Source organism: Corynebacterium endometrii (assembly GCF_004795735.1).
Classification (GTDB): domain Bacteria; phylum Actinomycetota; class Actinomycetes; order Mycobacteriales; family Mycobacteriaceae; genus Corynebacterium; species Corynebacterium endometrii.
The window spans coordinates 1,660,985-1,683,134 of record NZ_CP039247.1 but is presented as its reverse complement, the minus strand read 5'-3'; the positions used below and the strand labels follow the sequence as shown (position 1 = coordinate 1,683,134).

The 22,150-nt window shown below is 64.1% G+C and carries 19 protein-coding genes; 17 read left to right on the top strand and 2 right to left on the bottom strand.

The features are described from left to right. The first annotated feature begins 1 nt into the window (after position 1). The 15 genes from CENDO_RS07580 (at position 2) to CENDO_RS07510 (ending at position 15,861) form a co-directional block, all read left to right on the top strand. The gene (locus CENDO_RS07580; protein ID WP_136141498.1) at positions 2–1,537 is read left to right on the top strand and encodes a UDP-N-acetylmuramoyl-L-alanyl-D-glutamate--2,6-diaminopimelate ligase; all 1,536 of its coding nucleotides are present in this window, start codon (positions 2–4) and stop codon (positions 1,535–1,537) included. Then, complete coding sequence (locus tag CENDO_RS07575) at positions 1,537–3,057, top strand: UDP-N-acetylmuramoyl-tripeptide--D-alanyl-D-alanine ligase (protein WP_136141497.1); 1,521 nt, start codon at positions 1,537–1,539, stop codon at positions 3,055–3,057. The genes CENDO_RS07580 and CENDO_RS07575 overlap by 1 nt, the downstream gene beginning before the upstream one ends. Positions 3,058–3,084: 27 nt before the next feature. Continuing rightward, on the top strand, positions 3,085–4,191 hold the full coding sequence (gene mraY, locus CENDO_RS07570) for a phospho-N-acetylmuramoyl-pentapeptide-transferase (protein WP_136141496.1): 1,107 nt from the start codon (positions 3,085–3,087) through the stop codon (positions 4,189–4,191). A 31-nt stretch (positions 4,192–4,222) separates the two neighbouring features. Continuing rightward, entirely contained in the window at positions 4,223–5,638 is a 1,416-nt protein-coding gene (murD, locus tag CENDO_RS07565; RefSeq protein WP_136141495.1) for a UDP-N-acetylmuramoyl-L-alanine--D-glutamate ligase, read from the top strand. A gap of 17 nt (positions 5,639–5,655) precedes the next feature. Beyond that, entirely contained in the window at positions 5,656–7,140 is a 1,485-nt protein-coding gene (locus CENDO_RS07560) for an FtsW/RodA/SpoVE family cell cycle protein (RefSeq protein ID WP_136141494.1), read from the top strand. Positions 7,141–7,150: 10 nt separating this feature from the next. Next, on the top strand, positions 7,151–8,242 hold the full coding sequence (murG, locus tag CENDO_RS07555; RefSeq protein WP_136141493.1) for an undecaprenyldiphospho-muramoylpentapeptide beta-N-acetylglucosaminyltransferase: 1,092 nt from the start codon (positions 7,151–7,153) through the stop codon (positions 8,240–8,242). 38 nt (positions 8,243–8,280) lie between these two features. After that, the gene (murC, locus tag CENDO_RS07550; protein WP_425456220.1) at positions 8,281–9,708 is read left to right on the top strand and encodes a UDP-N-acetylmuramate--L-alanine ligase; all 1,428 of its coding nucleotides are present in this window, start codon (positions 8,281–8,283) and stop codon (positions 9,706–9,708) included. After that, entirely contained in the window at positions 9,708–10,379 is a 672-nt protein-coding gene (locus CENDO_RS07545; protein ID WP_136141491.1) for a cell division protein FtsQ/DivIB, read from the top strand. Before murC ends, CENDO_RS07545 begins: the two co-directional genes overlap by 1 nt. A 253-nt stretch (positions 10,380–10,632) precedes the next feature. Beyond that, complete coding sequence (ftsZ, locus tag CENDO_RS07540; protein WP_136141490.1) at positions 10,633–11,859, top strand: cell division protein FtsZ; 1,227 nt, start codon at positions 10,633–10,635, stop codon at positions 11,857–11,859. Between the two features lie 22 nt (positions 11,860–11,881). Continuing rightward, positions 11,882–12,610, top strand: a complete 729-nt coding sequence (gene pgeF, locus CENDO_RS07535; protein WP_136141489.1) for a peptidoglycan editing factor PgeF — start codon at positions 11,882–11,884, stop codon at positions 12,608–12,610. Further along, positions 12,610–13,308, top strand: coding sequence for a YggS family pyridoxal phosphate-dependent enzyme (locus tag CENDO_RS07530; RefSeq protein ID WP_136141488.1), 699 nt, complete (start codon positions 12,610–12,612; stop codon positions 13,306–13,308). Before pgeF ends, CENDO_RS07530 begins: the two co-directional genes overlap by 1 nt. A gap of 66 nt (positions 13,309–13,374) precedes the next feature. Then, on the top strand, positions 13,375–13,815 hold the full coding sequence (locus CENDO_RS07525) for a cell division protein SepF (RefSeq protein WP_136141487.1): 441 nt from the start codon (positions 13,375–13,377) through the stop codon (positions 13,813–13,815). 85 nt (positions 13,816–13,900) lie between these two features. Then, positions 13,901–14,194: a YggT family protein gene (locus CENDO_RS07520; RefSeq protein ID WP_136141486.1), complete on the top strand. Its 294-nt coding sequence runs from the start codon at positions 13,901–13,903 to the stop codon at positions 14,192–14,194. A 275-nt stretch (positions 14,195–14,469) separates the two neighbouring features. Next, entirely contained in the window at positions 14,470–15,552 is a 1,083-nt protein-coding gene (locus tag CENDO_RS07515) for a DivIVA domain-containing protein (protein ID WP_136141485.1), read from the top strand. Between the two features lie 117 nt (positions 15,553–15,669). Beyond that, a complete protein-coding gene (locus tag CENDO_RS07510; protein WP_136141484.1) occupies positions 15,670–15,861 on the top strand; it encodes a zinc-binding dehydrogenase in 192 nt (63 codons plus the stop codon). A gap of 42 nt (positions 15,862–15,903) precedes the next feature. Here the strand turns inward: CENDO_RS07510 and CENDO_RS07505 are convergent, their stop codons facing one another. Then, positions 15,904–16,896, bottom strand: coding sequence for an HNH endonuclease signature motif containing protein (locus CENDO_RS07505; RefSeq protein WP_168707186.1), 993 nt, complete (start codon positions 16,894–16,896; stop codon positions 15,904–15,906). A 459-nt stretch (positions 16,897–17,355) separates the two neighbouring features. Between CENDO_RS07505 and ileS the strand changes: the two genes are divergently transcribed. Together ileS and CENDO_RS07495 are read left to right on the top strand one after the other, a co-directional pair. Further along, a complete protein-coding gene (gene ileS, locus CENDO_RS07500) occupies positions 17,356–20,466 on the top strand; it encodes an isoleucine--tRNA ligase (RefSeq protein WP_136142207.1) in 3,111 nt (1,036 codons plus the stop codon). Positions 20,467–20,605: 139 nt separating this feature from the next. Further along, positions 20,606–20,995 carry a DMT family transporter gene (locus tag CENDO_RS07495; RefSeq protein WP_136141482.1) on the top strand — a complete coding sequence of 130 codons (390 nt, stop codon included), beginning with the start codon at positions 20,606–20,608 and terminating at the stop codon, positions 20,993–20,995. On the opposite strand, the gene CENDO_RS07490 is transcribed toward CENDO_RS07495, so the two are convergent. After that, positions 20,955–22,148 (bottom strand): MFS transporter, encoded by a 1,194-nt coding sequence (locus CENDO_RS07490; protein ID WP_136142206.1) that lies wholly within the window; start codon positions 22,146–22,148, stop codon positions 20,955–20,957. The two genes, CENDO_RS07495 and CENDO_RS07490, sit on opposite strands and share 41 nt — an antisense overlap. Between the last annotated feature and the right edge of the window lie 2 nt (positions 22,149–22,150).

Genomic DNA, 22,150 nt, shown 5'->3' with positions numbered 1-22,150 from the left:
GATGACGTCGACACTGACCGCGTTGGCTGAGATTGCTGGCGGCCGCCTCCACGGGGATGGTTCTCTTGAGATAGGCTCCGTGGGGCTCGATTCCACCGCGCTGGCGGACGGCGCGCTGTTTGCGGCGCTCCCGGGCACGCGGGTCCACGGCGCGAAGTACGCGGCGGGCACCGCCGCCTCCGCCATTCTTACCGACGCCGACGGCCTCGAGATCCTCACCCAGGCACACGAAACCCGCCCGGTTATCGTGGTCGATGATGTTCGCGCCATCCTGGGCGATGTGGCCGCCGAAATCTACGGCCACCCCACCGAAAAACTCACCGTCCTGGGAGTTACGGGCACTTCAGGCAAGACCACGACCAGCTACCTGCTGGAGGCGGGCCTGCTGGCTTCCGGGCATTCCGTAGGCCTTATCGGCACCACGGGAACGCGCATTAACCGCACGCCGGTCCCCACGAAGCTGACCACTCCCGAAGCCCCTAAGCTCCAGGAGCTTTTCGCCCGCATGGTCGAGGAGGGCGTGACCCACGTGGTGATGGAGGTCTCCTCCCACGCACTCGAGCTTGGCCGCGTCCGGGGCACCCGGTTCGCGGTTGGCGGTTTTACCAACCTGTCCCAGGATCACCTGGACTTCCACCCGACCATGGAGGAGTACTTTAAGGCCAAGTCCCACTTATTCGTGGGGGATGGCGCGGCCGCCCGGGTGGTCGTGTGCATCGATGACGAGTGGGGCCAACGCATGGCGGGGCTCGCTCAAGCGCCCGTGACCACCGTTTCCGTATCCCCGGGGGCCGCCGCGGATATCCGCGCCTGCCAAACCGGCGTGGAGCCCACCGGCGCCCAGCACGTGGGCATCAGCGTGGGCGGTACCGCCCACCGCCTCGAGTTGCCGCTGCCGGGGGAATTCAACGTCGCCAACGCGGCGCTCGCTACCGGCATGGCGGCCGCCGCCGGCGTGGAGGTTGAGGCCTTCCTCAAGGGCGTCGAGTCCGTGGCGGTGCCGGGGCGCATGGAGCGCATCGATGAGGGTCAGGATTTCATCGCCGTGGTGGACTACGCGCACAAGCCTGCGGCGGTAGCCGCGGTGCTCGATACCCTGCGCGAGCAGCTCGATGGCCCCGATGGCTCCGGCGGGCGCATCGGCGTGGTTATCGGCGCCGGCGGCGACCGCGATCATGGAAAGCGGCCGATTATGGGCGCCGCGGCCGCTCAGCGCGCGGACCTCGTGATAGTCACGGATGACAACCCACGCTCGGAGGATCCGGCCCCAATCCGCGCCGCGGTTTTGGAGGGCGCGCGTGCAGCGCAGAAGGACTCCGGACGGGAGGTAGAGCTGCGCGAAGTGGGTTCGCGAGCCGAGGCCATCGACGAACTTATCCGGTGGGCGCGTACCGGCGACGCGGTTATCGTGGTGGGCAAGGGCCACGAGGTGGGCCAGATCGTGGGGGATGAAACCCTCCACTTCGATGACCGCGAAGAGGTTGCCCGGGCACTGACCACGTACACGGACCGAACATCAGGCAAGGAGCGCAGCTAATGATTAACCTGACCCTCCAGGAGATCGCCCACATCACCGGCGGTTACCTCGATGGAGTGGAGGATCCATCCACGCGGGTGACCGGATCCGTGGAGTTTGACTCCCGCAAGGTAGGACCGGGCGGGCTGTTTTTAGCGCTCAAGGGCGCGCGTGTGGATGGCCACGACTTTGCCCAGGCGGCCATCGATCAGGGCGCCGCGGCGGTCCTCGCCGCCCGCCCGGTGGGCGTTCCCGCGGTGGTTGTAGAACCCGCCGGACGCGTCGAGGGCGATAACGCGGACATCTACGCCCACGATGAGGATGGCTCCGCCGCGGCCGTCGTCGCGGCGCTGTCCGCGCTGGCTACCGCCGTGACGGAAAAGTTGACGGCGGAGCACGGCCTGCGCGTCGTCGGGCTAACGGGCTCGGCGGGCAAGACCTCCACAAAGGACCTCATCGCCTCCATCCTGCGCAGCGCCGGGGAAACCGTGGCGCCGCCGGGATCGTTTAACAATGAGATTGGCCACCCCTACACGGCGCTGCGCTGCACCGAGGACACGCAATTCCTCGTCGCCGAAATGTCCGCCCGCGGCATCGGCCACATCCGGCACCTAGCATCGATCGCGGCGCCGACGGTGGGCGCCGTGCTCAACGTCGGCTCGGCGCATCTGGGTGAGTTCGGCTCCCGCGAGAACATCGCCCAGGCCAAGGGGGAGCTGGTCGAGGCCCTCCCGCCGGCGGATCGGGGCGGCGTGGCCGTCCTCAACGCCGATGACCCATTCGTAGCCGCCATGGCCCCACGCACCAGCGCCAAGGTGGTGACCTTCTCCACCTCCGACGCCTCCGCGGATTACTACGCCACGGACATCGCGCTAGACGAGGTGGCCCGGCCGCACTTTATGCTGCACAGCCCCGGTGCGGAGCCCGTGAAGGTGCAGCTGCAGGTCTTCGGCATGCACCAGGTCTCCAATGCGCTGGCGGCTGCGGCGGTGGCCATCGAGTCCGGCATCACCGCCAACGATGTGGCCTGCGCCCTCGGCGGGCACACCAACGCGTCCGAGCACCGCATGGACGTGCGCACCCGCGCCGACGGTCTCACCGTGATCGATGACTCGTACAACGCCAACCCTGATTCCATGGCTGCCGCCATCGCCGCGCTGGCCTACACGGCCTCGGGGCGCCCGGGCGCGCGCTCCATCGCGGTGCTCGGAGAGATGGGCGAATTGGGTGATGAGGCGCGCGCCGCCCACGCCGCGCTGGGCGAGGTCCTGGAAAAGTACGGCGTCGACCAGCTCATCGCGGTTGGTACGGACGCCAACGCGCACGCCTTAGCGGAATCCGGCTCGGCGCGGGGTATAAATACAAGAGTTGTTCATGATGCTGCAGAGGCCACCGCGGCCGTGCGGGACATCATCTCCACCGCTCCGGCTGGGGTGGAGGAGTGGGCGCATAACGATGTGGTGCTGGTAAAGGCATCCAACGCTGCGCGCCTGTGGCGGGTCGCTGAGGATCTCAATTCCACCGGACCGGCCGCACGCTAGGAAGAAACTAACAAGGAACCACCGACCGTGACTCACATTATCCTTTCGGGAGTAATCAGCTTCCTCGTCGCAATCTTTCTCACCCCGTGGCTCATTCGTTACTTTTCGAATGCGGGCAAGGGGCAGGAGATTCGCGAGGATGGCCCACAGTCCCACCTGCGCAAGCGCGGCACCCCAACCATGGGTGGCGTGGCGATTCTGGCGGGCATTGTCGCCTCCTACCTGCTGGTAGGCCTCTATGGCTACGTGACGGGCACGGGTGGATTCACCGCGTCCGGCCTGTTGGTGCTCTTTTTGACCCTTGGCCTGGGTGGCCTGGGTTTTGCCGATGATTTCATCAAGCTCTACAAGGCCCGCAACCTGGGACTTAATAAAACCGCGAAGCTGGTGGGGCAGCTGGCGGTGGGCCTGATCTTCGCCGTGCTGATCCTCCAGTTTGAAGATGCCAACGGCCTGACCCCGGGTTCCATGAACTTAAGCTTCATCCGCGACATTGACACCGTCAACTTCGATGTAGGCCCTTGGATCGTGGGCATCCTCATATTCCTCGTGTTCATGTACATCCTCATCGCGGCGTGGTCAAACGCGGTCAACCTCACCGATGGCCTGGATGGATTGGCCGCCGGTTCCACCGCCTTTGTCATGGGCGCCTATGCGCTGATCACCTTCTGGCAGTTCCGCAACTCCTGCGAGGTGGCGTACTCCGCCGGCTGCTACCAGGTGCGTGACCCGCTGGACCTGGGTGTCCTCGCCGCCGCGGGCTTGGGCGGCTGCCTTGGCTTCCTGTGGTGGAATGCCGCCCCGGCGAAGATCTTCATGGGCGATACCGGTTCGCTTGCGCTGGGAGGATTGGTTGCGGGCCTGTCCGTGACCACCCGCACGGAGCTGCTGATGATCATCATCGGCGCGCTCTTCGTGGTGGAGGCCGCGTCCGTGGTCATCCAGGTTGTGGTCTTCCGCACCTCCGGTAAGCGCTTCTTCCGCATGGCGCCTATCCATCACCACTTTGAAAACGGCGGCTGGCCGGAGACCGCCGTGGTCATCCGCTTCTGGTTGCTGGCCGGCATGGCGGCTATAGCCGGCGTGGCCATCTTCTACGGCGAGTGGCTCATGGCCACCGGCCTGGGCATCTAAAGAACAATTTCTAGCGTAAGGAGCACGGACCGTGACTGAGAATAATCTTCCATCGGAATTGCGCGGACGTGTGCTGATTGCAGGCGCCGGGGTATCCGGCCGCGGTTGCGCGCGCCTGCTGGCTAGCCTGGGCGTGGACGCCACCGTTGCCGATTCCAACGCGGCAACGCGCCAGGCACTCGCGTCCGAGTTCTCCCTGAACTCCATCGACTCGGCAGCGGCCGCCGAGGCGGCGGGTTCCAATCGATTCGACCTCGTGGTGACCTCCCCGGGTTGGCGGCCGGACTCGCCGCTGTTGCTGGCCTACGCCCGGGCCGGGGTGGAGGTAATCGGCGATGTGGAGCTGGCCTACCGCCTGGACCGTGCGGGCGTCTTCGGCGCCCCGCGCCAGTGGCTGGTGGTAACCGGCACTAACGGCAAGACCACCACCACCGGGATGCTGGCGTCCATCATGGCGGCGCAAGCCTCCCGCGATGGCCGCAGGGCCGTGGCGGTGGGCAATATTGGCGTGTCCGTCTATGACGCGCTGGCCGATTCTGAGCGCGTGGACGTCTTAGTCGCCGAGCTTTCATCCTTCCAGCTCCACTGGTCCGAGCAACTGACCCCCGATGTGGGAGTCCTGCTCAACTTGGCCGATGACCACATCGACTGGCACGGCACTTTCAAGGAGTACGCGGATTCGAAGGCGAAGGTGCTCACCGGCGCCGCGGCCGTGGTGGGCATCGATGATGAGCACGTGCGCGAGTATGCGCAGTCCATGGCAGCCGTGGTTGCCTTGGGATTTACCGCCGGCGATCCGCGCCCGGGCCAGGTGGGCGTGCGCGGCGACCGCATTATCATCCACACCGCGGACGGGCCGGTGCTTGACGTGGCCTCCGCTGAGGGAATCGAGCCCTCGGGTTTGGCCGGAGTATTGGATGCTGCGGCGGCGGCCGCGGCGGCGCACCTGGCGGGCGCCCACCCGGAGTCCATCGCCGAGGGCCTGGCTTCCTACCGCGTTGCCGGCCACCGCGGGGCGGTGGTGCACAGCGCCCGGGGTATTGACTTTGTGGACAATTCCAAGGCCACGAACCCGCACGCCGCGGACGCCGCGCTGCGCGGAGTGGACAACGTGGTGTGGGTTGCCGGCGGCCAGCTCAAGGGGGCCGCGGTGGATGAGTTGGTTTCGGCGCACTCGGCTCGGTTTAAGGCCGCGGTTTTGCTGGGCGCCGACCGGGATGTCCTCGCCGCCGCGCTGGCCGAGTCCGCCCCGGACGTCCCCGTAACCACCATCGATTCCACTGACCCGGTCGCGGCCATGAACCTGGCCGTGGCTGCGGCCATTCAGTACGCCAGTGCGGGGGATACGGTCCTGCTGGCCCCGGCGGCGGCGTCACTAGATATGTACACCGGTATGGGGCAGCGCGGCGACCTATTCGCCGCCGCGGCCCGCGAGCAGATCCAGTAAAACCCTAGGAGATACCCATGGCAACGACGGAGAGCACCGGGGCGCGCCCCACGGATAGGGCAGGGCGCTGGTCCACCCGCCTGCGCGCGGACATGGCCCGCATGCCCGGCCTGGATTACCTGATGCTGCGCATCATCATCTTCCTGCTGGTGGGCATCGGCGTGCTCATGGTGTTTTCCTCCTCCATGGTGGACTCCTATGCCTCGGGGCCCGGCGCCACCGTGTGGGATACCGGCCTGCGCCAGTCCCTGATGGTGATGGCGGGGTTGGTGGCGTTTTGGTTAGGTCTGCGCATGCCGCCGCGCGTTTTGCGCATGCTGGTGCCGTGGATTCTCATCATTTCCCTGCTGCTGCTTGTGGCCGTGTTGTTCCCGCAGATCGGAACCGGTCGCGAAGAGGTGGGATCCCAGTCCTGGATCGTGCTGGGCGGCATGACGCTGCAGCCGTCGGAGTTTGCGCGCATTGCCATCGGATTGTTCGGCGCGTCCGTGCTGGCCGATAAAAACCATGTGTCCTTCTCCCTGAAGGATCCGTTCATGGTGTACTCCGGCATCGCCGCCTTAATGTTCCTGCTCATCCTGGGGCAGGGCGATCTTGGCATGGCCATGTCCTTTGCGGGTGTTGTAATCTTCACCCTGTTTTTTGCGGGCGTGGATTGGCGTTTCTTGGCCTCCGTCTTCGGCCTCGGCGCCCTGGGGCTCGTGGCCGTGTTCCTGGCTGGCGGCTTCCGCTCCTCCCGATTCCACACCTACTTCGACGCCCTGCGCGGCGACATTGAGGACACCCAGGACACCGGTTTCCAGGCCTATCAAGGCTTCTTGTCCCTCGCGGACGGCGGCGTGACCGGCGTTGGTATTGGCCAATCCCGTGCCAAGTGGTTCTACCTGCCGGAGGCAAAGAATGACTTTGTCTTTGCCATCGTCGGTGAGGAAATGGGCCTGTGGGGCGGCGCCTTGGTGATCATACTGTTTGCAATGCTGGGCTTTTTTGGCATTCGCACCGCGATGCGTGCGCAAAGCCAATTCCAGGGGCTGGTGGCCGCCACACTGACCGCGGGCGTGGTGAGCCAGGCGTTCTTTAATATCGGTTACGTGGTGGGCCTGTTGCCGGTCACCGGCATTCAGCTTCCGATGATCTCCGCCGGCGGTACCTCCGCCATCATCACCATCGGGTCCATGGGCCTATTGGCTAACGTGGCCCGCCACGAACCGCCGCAGATTTCCGCCATGCAGTCCTACGGCCGCCCGCTCTTTGACCGCATCCTCATGCTGCCGGAGCCGCGGCCGGCCGCGGACCTTCCCGCCCCGCGCGGCCGGGCCCGCCACGCGATCCCGCATAAGGATGAGCTCGAGCCCGTGGAGACCGGTCCATCCCAGCGCTCCTACCACCGCGCGGCTAAATCCCGCGAGGCGCGCTTTGGCCAGCCGGTGACCCGCCGCGGCTCGGCACGAGGTTCCGAACACCGCCGTGCCGGGGACCGTTCGCGGGATTCGCGCTGGTAGCCTAGTGGGCATGAATTCTACCCCTGAACTTTCCGTTGTCATTGCAGGTGGCGGCACCGCTGGCCACATCGAGCCTGCTCTCGCGGTGGGCGAGGCCCTGGCTCAGCGCCACGGGGCCCGGATTACCGCCCTGGGTACCTCCAAGGGCCTGGAGCGGGATATCATTCCCGCCCGCGGTGTGGATTTGAAGATGATTACGCCCGTTCCCATCCCGCGCAAGGTTAGCGCGCAGATGCTGAAGCTTCCGTTTACCATCATCAAGTCCGTCCTGGAGACCCGCAAGGTGCTCAAGGAAGTCAAGGCGGATGCGGTCTTTGGCACCGGCGGATACGTGGCCGCCCCGGCCTACCTGGCGGCTAAGTCCATGGGCGTTCCATTCTATGTGCTGGAAACTAACGCCCTGTCCGGCATGGCCAACAAGCTCGGCGTGAAGCTGGGCGGCGTGGGCTTTAACGCCCAGGCCGGGTCCGGCATGCCGGGAGAAATCGTGGGCATTCCGGTGCGCCCGGGAATCGGCGAGGACCCGGATGGATCCGTCGCCGCCCAGGCCCGTGAGCAGTGGGGGCTTAGAGACCGCCCCACGATCGTGGTGACGGGTGGTTCCCAGGGGGCAGTGTCCATCAACGAAGCGGTGTCCAACGCGGTCGAGGACCTGGCCCGGGACTTCGAGATTCTCCACGCCTATGGCAAGAAGAATGACAAGCCTTCCGCCCGCGAGGGCTACGTGCCCGTCCCATACATTGACAACATGGCGGGCGCCCTGGCCGTGGCCGATCTCATGGTCTGCCGCTCTGGCGCCATGACGGTGGCAGAGGTTACCGCAGCCCGCATCCCGGCCATCTACGTCCCGCTGCCGCACGGCAATGGCGAGCAGGCCCTCAACTCCAAGCCCGTCGTGGACGCCGGTGCCGCGGTGCAAATCCCGGACGCTGAGCTAAGCGCCGACCGGCTCATCCAGGAGGTTCGTTCCATCCTCAAGCATCCGGTCCGCCTGGAATCGATGAAGGAAGCCATGAATTCCACCACCGCAGGGGACGTCTCCAGCGTCCTCGCAGACCGCATCGCGCGTGACGCGCAGGCCCGTAGAAAGGAATCGAAGTGAGCGTAGATCTATCCACCGTGGACCTCTCCCGGGTCCACATGATTGGCATCGGTGGCGCCGGCATGTCCGGCCTCGCGCGCATTTTGCTGGCCCGTGGCAGCCAGGTCACTGGTTCCGACGTGAAGGATTCCACTCCGGTCGAGGTGCTGCGCACCATGGGCGCCAAGGTGGCCGTGGGGCATGCGGAAGGCAACCTGGAGCTGGGCGGCCAGTTGCCTACCGTGGTGGTGACCTCATTCGCGGCGATTCCGCAGGACAATCCAGAGCTGGTGCGTGCCAGGGAGAACAATATCCCGTTGATCCGCCGCTCCGATTTGCTGGCTCTGCTGATGGAGGGCCACAAGCAGATCTTGCTGGCGGGCACGCACGGGAAGACCTCCACCACCTCCATGACCGTGGCCGCGCTGCAGGCGGCGGGGGAGGATCCATCCTTTGCGATTGGTGGGCAGCTCAACCGCGCGGGCACCAACGCCCACTCCGGTACGGGTTCGGCCTTCGTCGCCGAGGCCGATGAATCTGATGCCTCCCTGCTTGGCTACCGCCCCGACGTGGCGGTGATCACGAACATCGAGCCCGATCACCTTGACTTTTTCAAGTCCCACGACGCGTACTTCAAGGTCTTCGATGACTTTGCGGACCGGCTTACCCCGGGTGGCTACTTGGTGGTGTGCCTCGAGGATGAACACGCCGCCGCGACCGGTGAGCGCGCGCTTGAGCGTGGGCTGACCGTGGTGGGATACGGTTCTGAGGCCGCCGTCGCCGCGCACCCGTCCATTCCCGCGGCCGCCATTGTGCGCACGGAGACCGTCTCAGAGAACGGCACCAAAGTCACCGCAACCCTCGAGGTTGCTGGCCAGCGCCACGAGCTGAGCTACGAACTTCAGATCCCCGGCCATCACATGGTGATGAACTCCTTGGCGGCGCTGATCGCCGGCGTGGTTGCCGGGGCGGATGCCCGCAAGCTTGCGGCGGGCCTGAGCGATTTCAACGGCGTGCGCCGGCGCTTCGAGTACAGGGGCACCGCCGGGGCGGGCGTGCGTGTCTATGATGACTATGCGCACCATCCCACGGAGGTCGAGGCGGTGCTCAAGGCCGCCCGCGAGAAGGTAGATGCTGAAGGCAATGGGGCGCGCGTAGTGGTCTGCTTCCAGCCGCACCTGTACTCGCGCACCATGGAGTTCGACCGGGAGTTCGCGGACGCGCTGTCACTCGCCGACGCCGCCGTTGTCCTCGACATCTTTGGCGCCCGCGAACGGCCCGTAGAGGGGATTAGCTCCCGCATCATCACGGACAAGATGCCCGATGACATGCCCGTTGTCTTCGAGCCCGATTTCTCCGCCGCGCCCTCCACGATCATCGAGCTGGTGCGCCCGGGAGACCTCGTGATGACCATGGGCGCCGGATCCGTGACGCTGCTGGCGGCGGAGATCCTCACCGAGCTCGGAAACGCCGTAGAGGCTGACTAGTGACAGTAAGTAAAACTAAGAAGTTCTGGGCGTTGATTGCGGCCGCAGCCGCGGCGCTGGTGGTGGCCCTCGGCGCCGCCGCGTGGGCGTTTCCGTTCTTTAAGGTTTCTACCTTCGAGATCAATGGCAACGTCAACGTTGACTCCGCCCAGGTCCAGGAGGCCACGGGCATAGCCCAGGGCGCTAATCTCCTGCGTACGGACGCGCGCGGTGCGGCCGCCGGCGTGGCATCGCTGCCGTGGGTCAGCTCCGCAACGGTGACCCGCCAGTTCCCAGATACCATCGTGGTTGAGGTCAAAGAACGCGATGTGGTGGCGTTCGTCGACGCCACTGACGGCCCGCACCTCATCGATGAAAACGGACAGGAGTTTTTCATCGACACCCCGCCGGAGTCCGCCGTTGAAGTGGTAGGTGACGCCGAGCCCGGTACGCCGGAGATGGCCTCGGCGGTAGAGATCATCGCCTCTATCCCGCCTCAGCAGCGCGCCCCCATCGCGGCGCTTGCTGTTGAGGGGCCAAACTCCTTCATCATCCGGATGGAAGATGGGCGCACCGTGAATTGGGGCGCCAATGAGGATAATGCCAACAAGGCGCTGGCCCTTGAAACCGTACTCAAGATGGACGGAAAGGATTGGGACATTACCAATCCGGAATTGGTCTCCCGCCGCTAGGGTGAGGCGACGCAATTATTTAAAAAATTTTTTAAGCCCCGCCGCGCCCGCGGAGGGGCTTTAACTATGCCCGTGGCGTGCGAAAAAGCGCAGGTCAATAACTCTAAAGTAAAGGTTGAGGGTATCGACACGCGGCGAAATGAACAAGGAAATTACACGCCCGTCATTAATGATGGATAGCAAGTGCGGCCGGGTATGGCCGGTACGTAATCCTCGTTAATGAATCTAACCTCGAAAGGTGAGACCACCTCTCATGACCACTCCTAATAACAACCTGGCCGTGATTAAGGTCATCGGTGTAGGCGGTGGCGGCGTCAACGCTGTCAACCGCATGATCGAAGAAGGCCTCAAGGGCGTCGAGTTTGGCGCAATCAACACTGACTCCCAGGCTTTGATGTTCTCCGATGCAGAGATGAAGCTGGACATCGGCCGCGAGGTTACCCGTGGCCTCGGCGCAGGCGCTAACCCCGAGGTGGGCCGCACCTCTGCTGAAGACCACAAGTCTGACATCGAGGAGATGCTCAAGGGCGCGGACATGGTCTTCGTGACCGCGGGTGAGGGCGGCGGCACCGGTACCGGTGCGGCGCCGGTCGTGGCGTCCATCGCCAAGAAGCAGGGGTCCCTGACCGTGGGCGTAGTTACCAAGCCGTTCAAATTCGAGGGCGCGCGCCGCACCCGCCAGGCGATGAAGGGCATCGAGGAACTACGCGAGGTCTGCGACACCCTCATCGTGATTCCTAACGACCGCCTGATGCAGCTGGGCGATGAGAGCCTGTCCATGATGGAGGCCTTCCGCGCCGCCGACGAAGTCCTGTTCAACGGTGTTCAGGGTATCTCCAACCTGATTCTCATCCCGGGCATGATCAACGTCGACTTTGCGGATGTTCGCTCCGTGATGGCTGACGCCGGCTCCGCGCTGATGGGCATCGGTTCCGCGCGCGGTGATAACCGCGTTATGGAAGCGGCCCAGCAGGCGATTAACTCCCCGCTGCTGGAATCCACCATGGAGGGCGCTAAGGGCGTGCTGCTCTCCGTGGCCGGCGGTTCGGACCTAGGCCTGCAGGAGGTCTACGAGGCTTCCACGATGGTCGAGGAAAAGGCCGATCCGGATGCAAACATCATCTTCGGCACCATTATCGATGACAACCTAGGCGATGAAGTCCGCGTAACCATTATCGCCACCGGCTTCGACGCAGAGGCCAATATCGCCGGCGCCGAGCCTAAGGCTGAAACCAAGCAGGAGCCGGAGCGCAAGCCGGGCTCCCTCTTCGACAACCGCGAGCGTTACGAGGCCGAGCAGCCGCGGGAGGAATACGCCCCTCGCCACAGCTACGATGACACCCGCGCCGGCCAGTATCGCACCTCCCGCGAGGGCGGGCTATTTACCAGCTCAGAGCGCTACGCTGACCGCGAGCAGTACCGCGAGCCGGCACCTCGCCAGGACGACGATGAGCTCGACGTGCCTGACTTCCTGCGCTAAACCTATCCGCTAGGGTAGGTGCATGCCTATTAACGAGGAAACTTTGCAACGCCCCTTCCGCATGGTCTTTACGTCCCGTGCGGGAGGGGCTTCTGCGTCCCCATACGATTCTTTCAACTTGGGCTACCACGTAGGGGACGAGCCGGGGGCGGTGGCCGCCAATCGCAAGCGCCTGGCGGACGCGGTGGGCCTGGAGCACATCGTGTGGATGGAGCAGCTGCACACCAACACCGTCACCGTTGTCGATGGCCCATCCGATTCGCCCATCGAAGCGACCGACGCCATCGTCACCACCCAGCCCGGCCTAGGGCTCGCGGTGCTCGTGGCGGATTGCACCCCGGTGCTCATGGCGGACCCCCGGGCCCGCGTGGTGGCCGCCGTGCACGCCGGGCGCATGGGCGCGCGCAACGGCATTGTGCCAAACACGGTCAAGGCCATGGAGGAACTGGGCGCCCGCGCGGACCGGCTCCAGGTGCTCATGGGGCCGGCCGCAAACGGCAAAAACTACGAGGTGCCGCGGGCCATGGCGGATGATTTTGAATCCCGTCTTCCGGGTTCCATTACCCGCACCGCGAAGGGCACGTGGGGAATCGATGTGCGCGCCGGGCTGGTGCGCCAGCTAATGAGTCTGGGCGTAACGGCCATCGAGGCAGATCCGCGGTGCACAATTGAGGATGAGGGCTTTTTCTCTTACCGTCGCGAAGGTACCACCGGCCGGCAGGCCGGCTTGATTTGGTTGAAGGATGAGTGATGACTCGCAAAGATGAGCTGCGCGCGGGCCTTGACAAAACGCGCGCCGAGATCCAACGTTTGGCGGCCGAAGCCGGGGTAGAGGTGCCGGAGCTGTTGCCGGTGACCAAGTTTCATCCGGCGGAGGATGTGGCGCTGCTGGCCGAGCTCGGCGTGACCGACGTAGCCGAAAACCGCGAACAGGAAGCCCGCGCCAAGGCGGAAGCGCTGGCGGGGCAGCTGCGTTTCCACATGATCGGGCAGGTGCAGACTAAGAAAGCCAATCACGTCGCGCGCTGGGCGGCCTCGGTGCATTCGGTGGACTCGGTTAAACTGGCCACCGCGTTGAATCGAGGGGTCCAAATGGCGCAGGAGCGCGGCGAGCGCGAGGCGGACCTGCCGGTATTTATTCAGGTCTCCGCCGACGGGGACGCCGCCCGCGGCGGTTGCCCCATGGACAAACTGGATGAATTAGTTGGCGTTATCGAGGGGCTCGAACACCTTGAACTGCGCGGGCTGATGGTGGTCCCTCCCCTTGACGCGGATGCCGGCGAGGTTTTTCGCGCGGTAAGGGGGCGTGCGGACGAGGTGGGAGAGGGCGTCGGGCGCAGGATGGCCCTGTCCGCAGGGATGAGCGCGGACCTGCCGGAGGCAATCGCGGCGGGGACGGATATCGTGCGTGTCGGAACCGGGATTATGGGGCCGCGCCCAGTAGTTTAGGTACCAACGAAAAGCGCATTAACAGCGCAAACAGCACACTTTCAGACGAGGTCAGAGGGAGACCACATGTCTTTTTTGGATAGGACTAAGGAGTTCTTCGGCTTGGGGCCGATGGACATCGACAATGACGACGCCTACTACGCAGAGGAGCGCCGCTACGAGGCCAATGGTTCCGCAGCGTACGCGCCCCGCGCGGTAGAGTACGAGCGCCCACAGGAGACCTTCGTCCCGACCATCGTCGCGCTGTCTTTGACCGGCTACAAGAACGCCGCCGAGATTGGCGAGCCATTCCGCGAGGGCCACGCCGTGGTCTTCGAGCTGACCGACGCCGATAAGGCAAACGCCAAGCGCCTCATCGATTTCGCCGCGGGCCTGTGCTACGCGCTGCGCGGCCAGATGGTCAAGCTGACCGAGGGCATGGATACCGAGCGCCTGGTCTTCGCCTTGACCCCGCAGGGTTCCCACTTCTCCGTGATCGCCCTCGAGCGCGAGGCGGGACTGCGCTAAGCCCCGTTCCACTTGCTTAAACCCCCGCTGCCGGTTGGTAGCGGGGGTTCGTGTCTTGACTGCTTTTAGGTTAGGCTCATACACCGTGACTGAAATCGGCCTTGTACTGTTATCCATCATCCGCCTGTACACGCTGGTGTTGATAGTGCGCATCATCATCGAGATGGTGCAGTCCTTCTCCCGCGAGTTCAGGCCGCCGCGATGGTTCATGATCGTGGCGGAGACCTTGTTCGTGATTACGGATCCGCCGGTAAAGCTACTGCGGCGCGTCATCCCGCCGCTGCGTCTTGGCGGCGTGGCGCTGGACGTATCCGTTATTGTGCTCTTCCTGATTTTGTCCCTGCTGGGCAACGTCATTGCCTTAACAATGCTCGGCTAGCCGCCCGCTGGGCCACTTAGACCCCCGCTTAACGTCCGGGCCCCGCCGGCGAATAAGCGGGGGTTATTTAGCTTTAGTTCAGATTGAGACTTGGGATAACGTCCGTTACTGTTATCTATTGGTTACAATATGAAGACACATTCCGTATGATTAATCACACGAACGTGTTCGTGGTCGCTTTCCCTTTCTTCGACTCGTCGGGTTAGGGGTGTGCCACATCTCCCATGTGCTCCGGAAGCTCCGGGGTTCAACGACTTGAAGGGGAAGAGAAGTCAATGCCTTTGTCACCAGCTGACGTACACAACGTTGCTTTTAGCAAGCCACCAATCGGCAAGCGTGGCTACAACGAGGATGAGGTTGATCAGTTCCTCGACCTGGTTGAGGACACCCTTGCACAGCTGCAGGATGAAAACGATGACCTGCACTCCCAGATTGAGGAGTTGAACTCCCAGGCTAAGACCGGCGCTGCGCCAGTTGCTGCGAAGGGCGTTGATGAGGCTGCTCTGCGCAAGGAGATTGAGTCTTCCCTGCGCTCTGAGTATGACAAGAAGCTGGCCGAGCAGAAGGCCGAGGCTGACAAGCAGATTGTCGCCGCTAAGAACGAGGCAAAGAAGGCTGCGCCTGAGGCTAAGCCGGCCAAGGCTGATTCCGAGCTGGAGGCCAAGCTCCAGGCCGCCGAGAAGGAGCTCGAGGCCGCTCGCAAGGAGCTTGAGGCCGCGAAGCGGGAGGCAGAGACCGCGCGCAAGGACGCCGAGGCCGCTAAGAATGCCGCTCCTACCCAGAAGGCAGCAGCGGTTTCCGCATCCTCCGGCAAGGAGGGCCTGGCTACCCCTGAGACCCACATGCAGGCAGCCCGCGTTCTGGGCCTGGCCCAGGAGATGGCTGACCGCCTGACCAACGAGGCCCGCGCCGAGTCCGAGTCCATGCTGGCCGAGGCCCGCACCGCCGCCGAGAAGCAGCTGACCGACGCGGACACCCGCTCCAAGGCGCAGCTGGCCGAAGCGCAGAAGAAGTATGACGTACAGCTCGCGGACGCGGACACCCGCTCCAAGCAGCTTGTTGCCGACGCTGAAGCAAAGGCAAAGCAGACCGAGAGCGACGCTAACTCCCGCGCCGAGGCCCAGGTTCGCCAGGCAGAGGAGAAGGCTGCGGCGCTGCAGGCCGACGCTGAGAAGAAGCACACGGAGATCATGAACACCGTGAAGCAGCAGCAGACCGCACTGGAGACCCGCATCTCCGAGCTGCGCACCTTCGAGCGTGAATACCGCACCCGCCTGAAGACCCTGCTCGAGTCCCAGCTCGATGAGCTTGAGTCCCGCGGTTCCGCCGCGCCAAACGGTGACGTGGCTAAGGGCTAGTTCCGCTAGGGGGCTTTGCCCCGCAACATGAGCGCCAAGGTTTTATAAGACCTTGGCGCTTTAGCTATTGTTAGGGTGTTGCCTTAGACCACGTTTTCACCCGTTGGAGTTGAGCCGATGTTAATTGCCGCGCTGGTGCTGGCGTTCGTAGCGTTCGTGGCCTTCGTGTGGTTCATCGACACCGGTCAGGATTGGACACTGGTGACACTTTATGTGGCCGCGGGCGTGGGGATTGCGCTGTTCATCGCGGACTGGTGGGTCAAGCACCGTGAGGATAGGCGCAAAGGTTTCCAGGGCAGCACGAAGTAGCGCCGCGGGGAGCAGCGCTTCGGCGATCGGGGGCGGCCCGGCCTAGGCCGCCGCGTACATGCCGGTGTAAATGACGCGACCGTACGGGGAAATCCAGGCGGTCTGCCCGCCAATGCGGGCCATCTTGCCGTTGATATTCGGGCCGGAATCGCTGTTGACCGCGTTGTGGTAAGCGCATAGTGTTACCAGGTTTGCGGCGTTGGTGTTTCCACCGTTCTTAAAGGGGATGATGTGGTGGAACTGGGCCTGCGTCGCGGGGCAGTTGCAGCCGGGCCACGCGCAGGTTGGGTTTTCCATCATGCATAAAAGGCGCTGTTTGTCGTTGGCGAAGCGTTCGGCGCGGTAGAGGTTGACCGGCCCCTTCTCCGGGTGGAACAGACCCACGTTGTACCGGTCGCGGAACATGCGGTTGATGAACTCCGCGCCGGTCATGGTGGAGCCATTGGTCAGCTTGAGGGTGACCTCTTCGCCGTCGCCGTCGAGGATCTCATCCAAAGCATCCAGGGTGACCACCACGTTGGCGGTCACCGCGGGCCTTGCGGTGCCGGTGAAGAAGGCCTCTTCGAAGCTTTCAAGGGTATCGCCGAAGCCGTCCCATATGTCCGCGATGCGGCTCGAATCGCCGGTGATGGTCAGGCGCCACTTGCCGGTGCCTCGGGTGACGCGGACGCCGTCCTGGGCCGGCTTGGGAGGATTGATTTCCTTCAGGCGCTGCCGGGCCACGGCGTCCACCTTCTCCGCGGGCGTAGCGCACAGTTCTACGCGAAGATCCCACGCGGCGCGCTGGGTCTTGACGCGCCCAACGTGCTTTTCTATCCGCAGCAACGTCAGCAAATCGTGGCGCGTGCGCCTCGCATTACGCTGCTTGCCGGTAAAGGCGGTCTCGCCGAAGTAGACGGAGTGCACGCGCAGTAGCTCGTCGGCGTAATCGGCGGGAGCGCCGAGCTCGATAAGCGTCTGCTTGGTCATCCCGTCCAAGTCGCGGATGAGGGCTAGCCCTGAGGCGATAGCCGAAAGATGTGAAGTGATGCTCATACCAACTACCCAACCGCCAGGCGCAACACATGGCAACGGTGAAAGGGAGGTTATCCACAGGGGGAGGGGGCGTCGGGTGCGGGATGCGTTTATCCACAGGCGAAACCGGCCTAATCTGGCGTCACGCCACATCCCTGACTACACTGGCCGCGCCCATGTGGATTCCGGGGCCCTAGAGGGCTATACTCGTCTGCGATATGCATTGATCCGGCCATCACCGGGGAGCATTCCGGAAGAACGGCCAACAGGGCTCATTAGAACCGGACGGGTGGGACCGTACATCCTTCACTACCAATGAAGTGGGGCCGCTTCGGCCCAAGCAGGGTGGTACCGCGTGGTATGCGCCGCGTCCCTGCACCGCACACACTCTAGTGAAGGGCTTTTAACGTGACTGAAAACCAAGTTGGCGGCGTGTACCCAAAGGTGGACCTAACCGGTGGTTCCTCCCGCTTTCCTGATATGGAAGAAAAGGTCCAGGAATTCTGGACCCAGGACGGCACGTTCCAGGCATCCCTGGACCAGACCAGGGAGTGCCCGGAATACATTTTCTACGACGGGCCCCCATTCGCCAACGGCCTGCCTCACTACGGCCACCTGCTGACCGGCTACGTCAAGGACATCGTGCCCCGCTACCGCACCATGGCGGGCAACTACGTGCCGCGCGTGTTTGGCTGGGACTGCCACGGCCTGCCGGCCGAGCTAGAGGCGGAAAAGCAGCTGGGTATCACGGACAAGGGCCAGATTGAGGACATGGGCCTCGAGAAATTCAATGAGTACTGCGCTTCGTCCGTGCTCCGGTACGCCGATGAGTGGAAGGCTTACGTCACCCGCCAGGCCCGCTGGGTGGACTTCGATAACGGATATAAGACCATGGATCAGGACTTCATGGAATCCGTCATGTGGGCGTTCAAGACGCTGTATGACAAGGGGCTTATCTACCAGGGCTTCCGTGTGCTGCCCTACTCTTGGGCTGAGCACACCCCGCTGTCCAACCAGGAGACCCGCCTGGATGACTCTTACAAGATGCGCCAGGACCCAACCCTGACCGTGACCTTCCCGGTCACCGGTGCGCTGCCGGGGTCTGCCGCCGAGGAGGTCTTCGCTGACCACGAGTCCATGGGCAAGGTATCCCTATTGGCATGGACCACCACGCCGTGGACCCTGCCGTCCAACCTTGCGTTGGCGGTCAACCCCGAGGTTGAGTACGCGGCGGTTAAGGTCGGCGCCGGCTCTGAGTTTGAGGGCCAGGTATTCCTGCTGGCGTCCTCCCTGGTCGGCGCGTACGGCAAGGAGCTAGGTGAGGACCACGAGGTGCTGTGCACCTTCCCCGGCGCCAAGATGGTGGGTATCACCTACGAGCCGATTTTCAAGCATTTCAAGGATCACCCCAACGCTTTCCAGGTGCTGGAGGCGGACTACGTCACCACCGAGGACGGCACCGGCATCGTCCACCAGGCCCCGGCCTTTGGTGAGGACGATATGGCAACCTGTGACAAGGCCGGCATCGAGGTGGTCATCCCCGTTGATGATGACGGCGAGTTCACCAGCCAGGTCCCGGAGTATGAGGGCCAGCTGGTCTTCGATGCCAACAAGGACATCATCAGGGACCTTAAAGCGGCGGGCCGCGTGGTCCGCCACCAGACCATTGAGCACTCCTACCCGCACTCCTGGCGCTCCGGTGAGCCGCTTATCTACAAGGCCATGCCCGCGTGGTTTGTGCGGGTCACCGAGTTCCGCGACCGGATGGTGGAGCTCAACCACAATGAGATCAACTGGCTGCCAGAGCACATCCGTGACGGCCAGTTTGGCAAGTGGCTCGAGGGCGCCCGCGATTGGAACATCTCCCGCTCCCGCTACTGGGGCTCGCCGATCCCGGTATGGGTCTCTGACGATGACAATTACCCCCGCGTGGATGTCTACGGCTCCCTCGACGAGCTGGAGGCCGATTTCGGCGTCCGTCCAAAGTCCCTGCACCGCCCGCACATCGATGAGCTGACCCGCCCCAACCCGGACGATCCGACGGGTAAGTCCACAATGCGCCGCGTTTCGGAGGTCCTGGACTGCTGGTTCGAGTCCGGTTCCATGCCGTTTGCGCAGGTTCACTACCCGTTTGAGAATAAAGAGTGGTTTGATACGCACTCGCCATCGGACTTCATCGTGGAGTATTCCGGCCAGACCCGCGGCTGGTTCTACACCATGCACGTGATGGCCACCGCCCTGTTTGACCGCCCCGCTTACAAGAATGTGGTGGCGCACGGCATCGTGCTGGGCAGCGACGGCCAGAAGATGTCCAAGTCTAAGGGCAACTATCCCAACGTCAACGAGGTATTCGACCGCGATGGTTCGGACGCCATGCGCTGGTTCCTCATGTCTTCGCCTATCCTGCGCGGCGGCAACCTGATTGTCACCGAGCAGGGCATCCGCGAGGGAGTCCGCCAGGCGCTGCTGCCGATGTGGAACGCGTATTCCTTCCTGCAGCTCTACTCCTCGAAGGAGGCGCAGTTCGATACGGGCTCCACGAACGTGCTGGACCGCTATATCCTGGCGAAGCTGCATGACTTGGTGAGCACCGTGGATGAGGCGCTGGCCAATATTGACATCGCTACCGCCACGGAGGAGGTTCGCCTCTTCGCGGACGCGCTGACGAACTGGTACGTGCGCCGCTCCCGCGAGCGTTTCTGGGCAGGCGATGAGAAGCACCCAGAGGCGTTTAACACCCTCTACACGGTGCTGGAGACCTTGTCCCGCGTGGTGGCGCCGCTGCTGCCGCACATCTCGGAGGTTATCTACCGCGGGCTTACGGGGGAGCGTTCCGTGCACCTCGCCGCGTACCCGAAGGCCGCAGACTACCCAGCCGACGCCGCCTTAGTCCAGGCCATGGACAACACCCGTGCGGTGTGCTCCGCCGCGTCCTCCGTGCGCAAGTCCAACAAGCTGCGTAACCGCCTGCCGCTGCCGGGGCTTACCGTGGCGCTGAGCGATTCCGAGCAGCTGGCCGAGTTCAAGGACATCATCCGCGATGAGGTAAACGTCAAGGACGTTAAGCTGACCGACGATGTGGATTCCGTAGGCACGTTTGAGGTCGTGGTGAACGCGAAGGTCGTAGGCCCTAAGCTGGGCCGCGACGTGCAGCGGGCGATTAAGAACGTCAAGGCCGGCAATTACGTCCGAGAGGGCGAGGTAGTAGTGGTTGACGGTGACATCCGCCTGGAGCCGGGCGAGTATACCGAACGCCTGGTGGCGGAGAACCCGGAGTCCACCGCGCGTATTGGTGCCCTGGACGGGCTGGTGGTGCTGGATACGGCCGTGACGGAAGAGCTCGAGGCCGAGGGCTGGGCGGCGGACGTCATCCGCGGCCTGCAGGACGCCCGCAAGGCCTCGGGCTTCGAGGTCTCCGACCGGATCACCGTGGTCTTGTCGGTGCCGGCCGATAAGCAGGAGTGGGCTCAGCGCCACGCTGACCACATCGCGGGGGAGGTCCTGGCTACGGACTTCACCGTCACCACCGACGCGCTAAGCGGTCAGACCCATGACGTGCTCAAGGGCGTTTCCGCCACTGTGAGCAAATAGCGCGCGGCAAGGGCTACTCCACTGAGGAATGCGGCCCCTGCGGTGATGGTTGCGTCGGCGGTATCGCTGTACGCCGGCGCGGCCATTGCCGTGGGGCTTTTTGCTGCCTTCCCCGCGGGGGTGGCGGCATGCTACGGGATTGGGCCATGAAAATGGCGTTTTATTAGGCCAGGGCTCCGTGGCGGTGGGCTTTAGCTGGGCAGCCGTCGCGGGAATTCCACTGGTGTGGTGGCTGTGGCCGGAGGGCCGGGTAGTGGGCGGACTGGAATTACTGGGCTTGATAATGGGCCTAGGATTGCTATTGGCGGCACTGCCATATTCGCTGGACCAGGTGGTGCTACGCATGGCCGGAACCGCCTACTTTGCGCTGCTGCGGGCCATATTGCCGATGGTGGCCACCGTCATGGGCGCGGTGTTCCTTGCGCAGTGGCTGAGCTGGATCGAGGTTGCTAATGGTCGCAGCGGCAGTGGCCTTTGCGAAGGCCGGATTAGGCGGGCAGGTGCGCGCGCCAGCCGGCGAATACGTTAACCAGGCAGACCAGTGCCAATGCGGAGCCCACCAGAAACAGCGCGGTAAAGCCGACGTAGGGGGCTAGGGCGCTGAAGGTCATCGGGATGAAAAAGCCCGTATAGGTCAGCGAGTAGAACACCGCAGTGAGGCCGGCTAGTTCCTCGGGGTGGGCGATGCGCTGGATCTCGGAGAGCCCGGCCACCAGCGCGAGCCCGTAGCCGGCGCCCATGGTGGCCGCCGCGGCGATTCCCAGCGGCAGGCTGAGCGTGTATGCGGCGCACGCGCCCAGTACGGTGCCGGCGAAAATGACGCTCATGGCCACCGCGGAGGCCCGCGCGGAGCGCGCGGTATCGATGCGCTTGCCCAGCATCTGCACGCCCACGCCGCAGCCCAGGGTGATAACCGTCATCAGGCCGGAAAAGGCGATGGGCACATCGCCGGCGGATACAGACAGCAATTGGGGCAGCAGCGCGTAGGCCGCGCCGGCGCAGCCGAATACCCACGGCGCGACCGGCAGCACGATGCGCAGGAAACGGCGGTGCGCGGCCTTAGGGATGCGCAGCATGGTCACCATGTCACCCACGGTGAGCAACCACACGGTGCGGCCTACGGTACCGTGCTTGGGGACTCGGGTATCGGGGGTGTTAAGCAACCACAACCCCGTGGCCACGGTCACCGCGATGTGCACCAGGTACGCCAGGTGCTGCGGCCACGGGCCCCACTGCGCCAGGACTGAGGCCAGGCCCGCGCCGATGAGCAGGCCGATGGTCAGGCACAGCGAGGCGCGGCGGGGGCCGCCGGAATGGTCCCCGCCGGAGTGATAGATGAGTTCGGTGATCCAGGTGGAGCCCACGGCCATGACTATGCCCAGCGCGAGCCCGCAGAAGACCCTGCCGGCGGCGATGATGAGCGGCTCATGGGGGCCGATGGAGAGCAAAAATGATCCCACCAGCGACAGCGGCGCGGCCTGCAGCATCACTGGGCGGCGGCCAATGAGATCTGACAGCGGGCCGCCGATAAGCAGGGCGGGCACAATGCCAAAGACGTAGGCGGCGAGGAGGCCGTTGACGGTGACCTGGGAGAACTCGGACGTTTCGCGGTACATGACCAGCAAGGGGGTAAATTCATTGCCGCCCCAGGCTACGGCCACCATGGTGCCGGCAACGGGCATCC

Excerpts from the sequence above, each read along its gene's own strand:
- CENDO_RS07575 (WP_136141497.1), top strand. The coding sequence starts at position 1,537 with ATGATTAACCTGACCCTCCAGGAGATCGCCCACATCACCGGCGGTTAC.
- CENDO_RS07530 (WP_136141488.1), top strand. The coding sequence starts at position 12,610 with ATGACTCGCAAAGATGAGCTGCGCGCGGGCCTTGACAAAACGCGCGCC.
- CENDO_RS07510 (WP_136141484.1), top strand. The coding sequence starts at position 15,670 with ATGTTAATTGCCGCGCTGGTGCTGGCGTTCGTAGCGTTCGTGGCCTTC.
- murC (WP_425456220.1), top strand. The coding sequence starts at position 8,281 with ATGATTGGCATCGGTGGCGCCGGCATGTCCGGCCTCGCGCGCATTTTG.
- CENDO_RS07490 (WP_136142206.1), bottom strand. The coding sequence starts at position 22,148 with ATGCCCGTTGCCGGCACCATGGTGGCCGTAGCCTGGGGCGGCAATGAA.
- ileS (WP_136142207.1), top strand. The coding sequence starts at position 17,356 with ATGGAAGAAAAGGTCCAGGAATTCTGGACCCAGGACGGCACGTTCCAG.
- pgeF (WP_136141489.1), top strand. The coding sequence starts at position 11,882 with ATGCCTATTAACGAGGAAACTTTGCAACGCCCCTTCCGCATGGTCTTT.
- CENDO_RS07580 (WP_136141498.1), top strand. The coding sequence starts at position 2 with ATGACGTCGACACTGACCGCGTTGGCTGAGATTGCTGGCGGCCGCCTC.
- CENDO_RS07525 (WP_136141487.1), top strand. The coding sequence starts at position 13,375 with ATGTCTTTTTTGGATAGGACTAAGGAGTTCTTCGGCTTGGGGCCGATG.
- ftsZ (WP_136141490.1), top strand. The coding sequence starts at position 10,633 with ATGACCACTCCTAATAACAACCTGGCCGTGATTAAGGTCATCGGTGTA.
- murG (WP_136141493.1), top strand. The coding sequence starts at position 7,151 with ATGAATTCTACCCCTGAACTTTCCGTTGTCATTGCAGGTGGCGGCACC.
- CENDO_RS07505 (WP_168707186.1), bottom strand. The coding sequence starts at position 16,896 with ATGAGCATCACTTCACATCTTTCGGCTATCGCCTCAGGGCTAGCCCTC.
- CENDO_RS07560 (WP_136141494.1), top strand. The coding sequence starts at position 5,656 with ATGGCAACGACGGAGAGCACCGGGGCGCGCCCCACGGATAGGGCAGGG.
- CENDO_RS07515 (WP_136141485.1), top strand. The coding sequence starts at position 14,470 with ATGCCTTTGTCACCAGCTGACGTACACAACGTTGCTTTTAGCAAGCCA.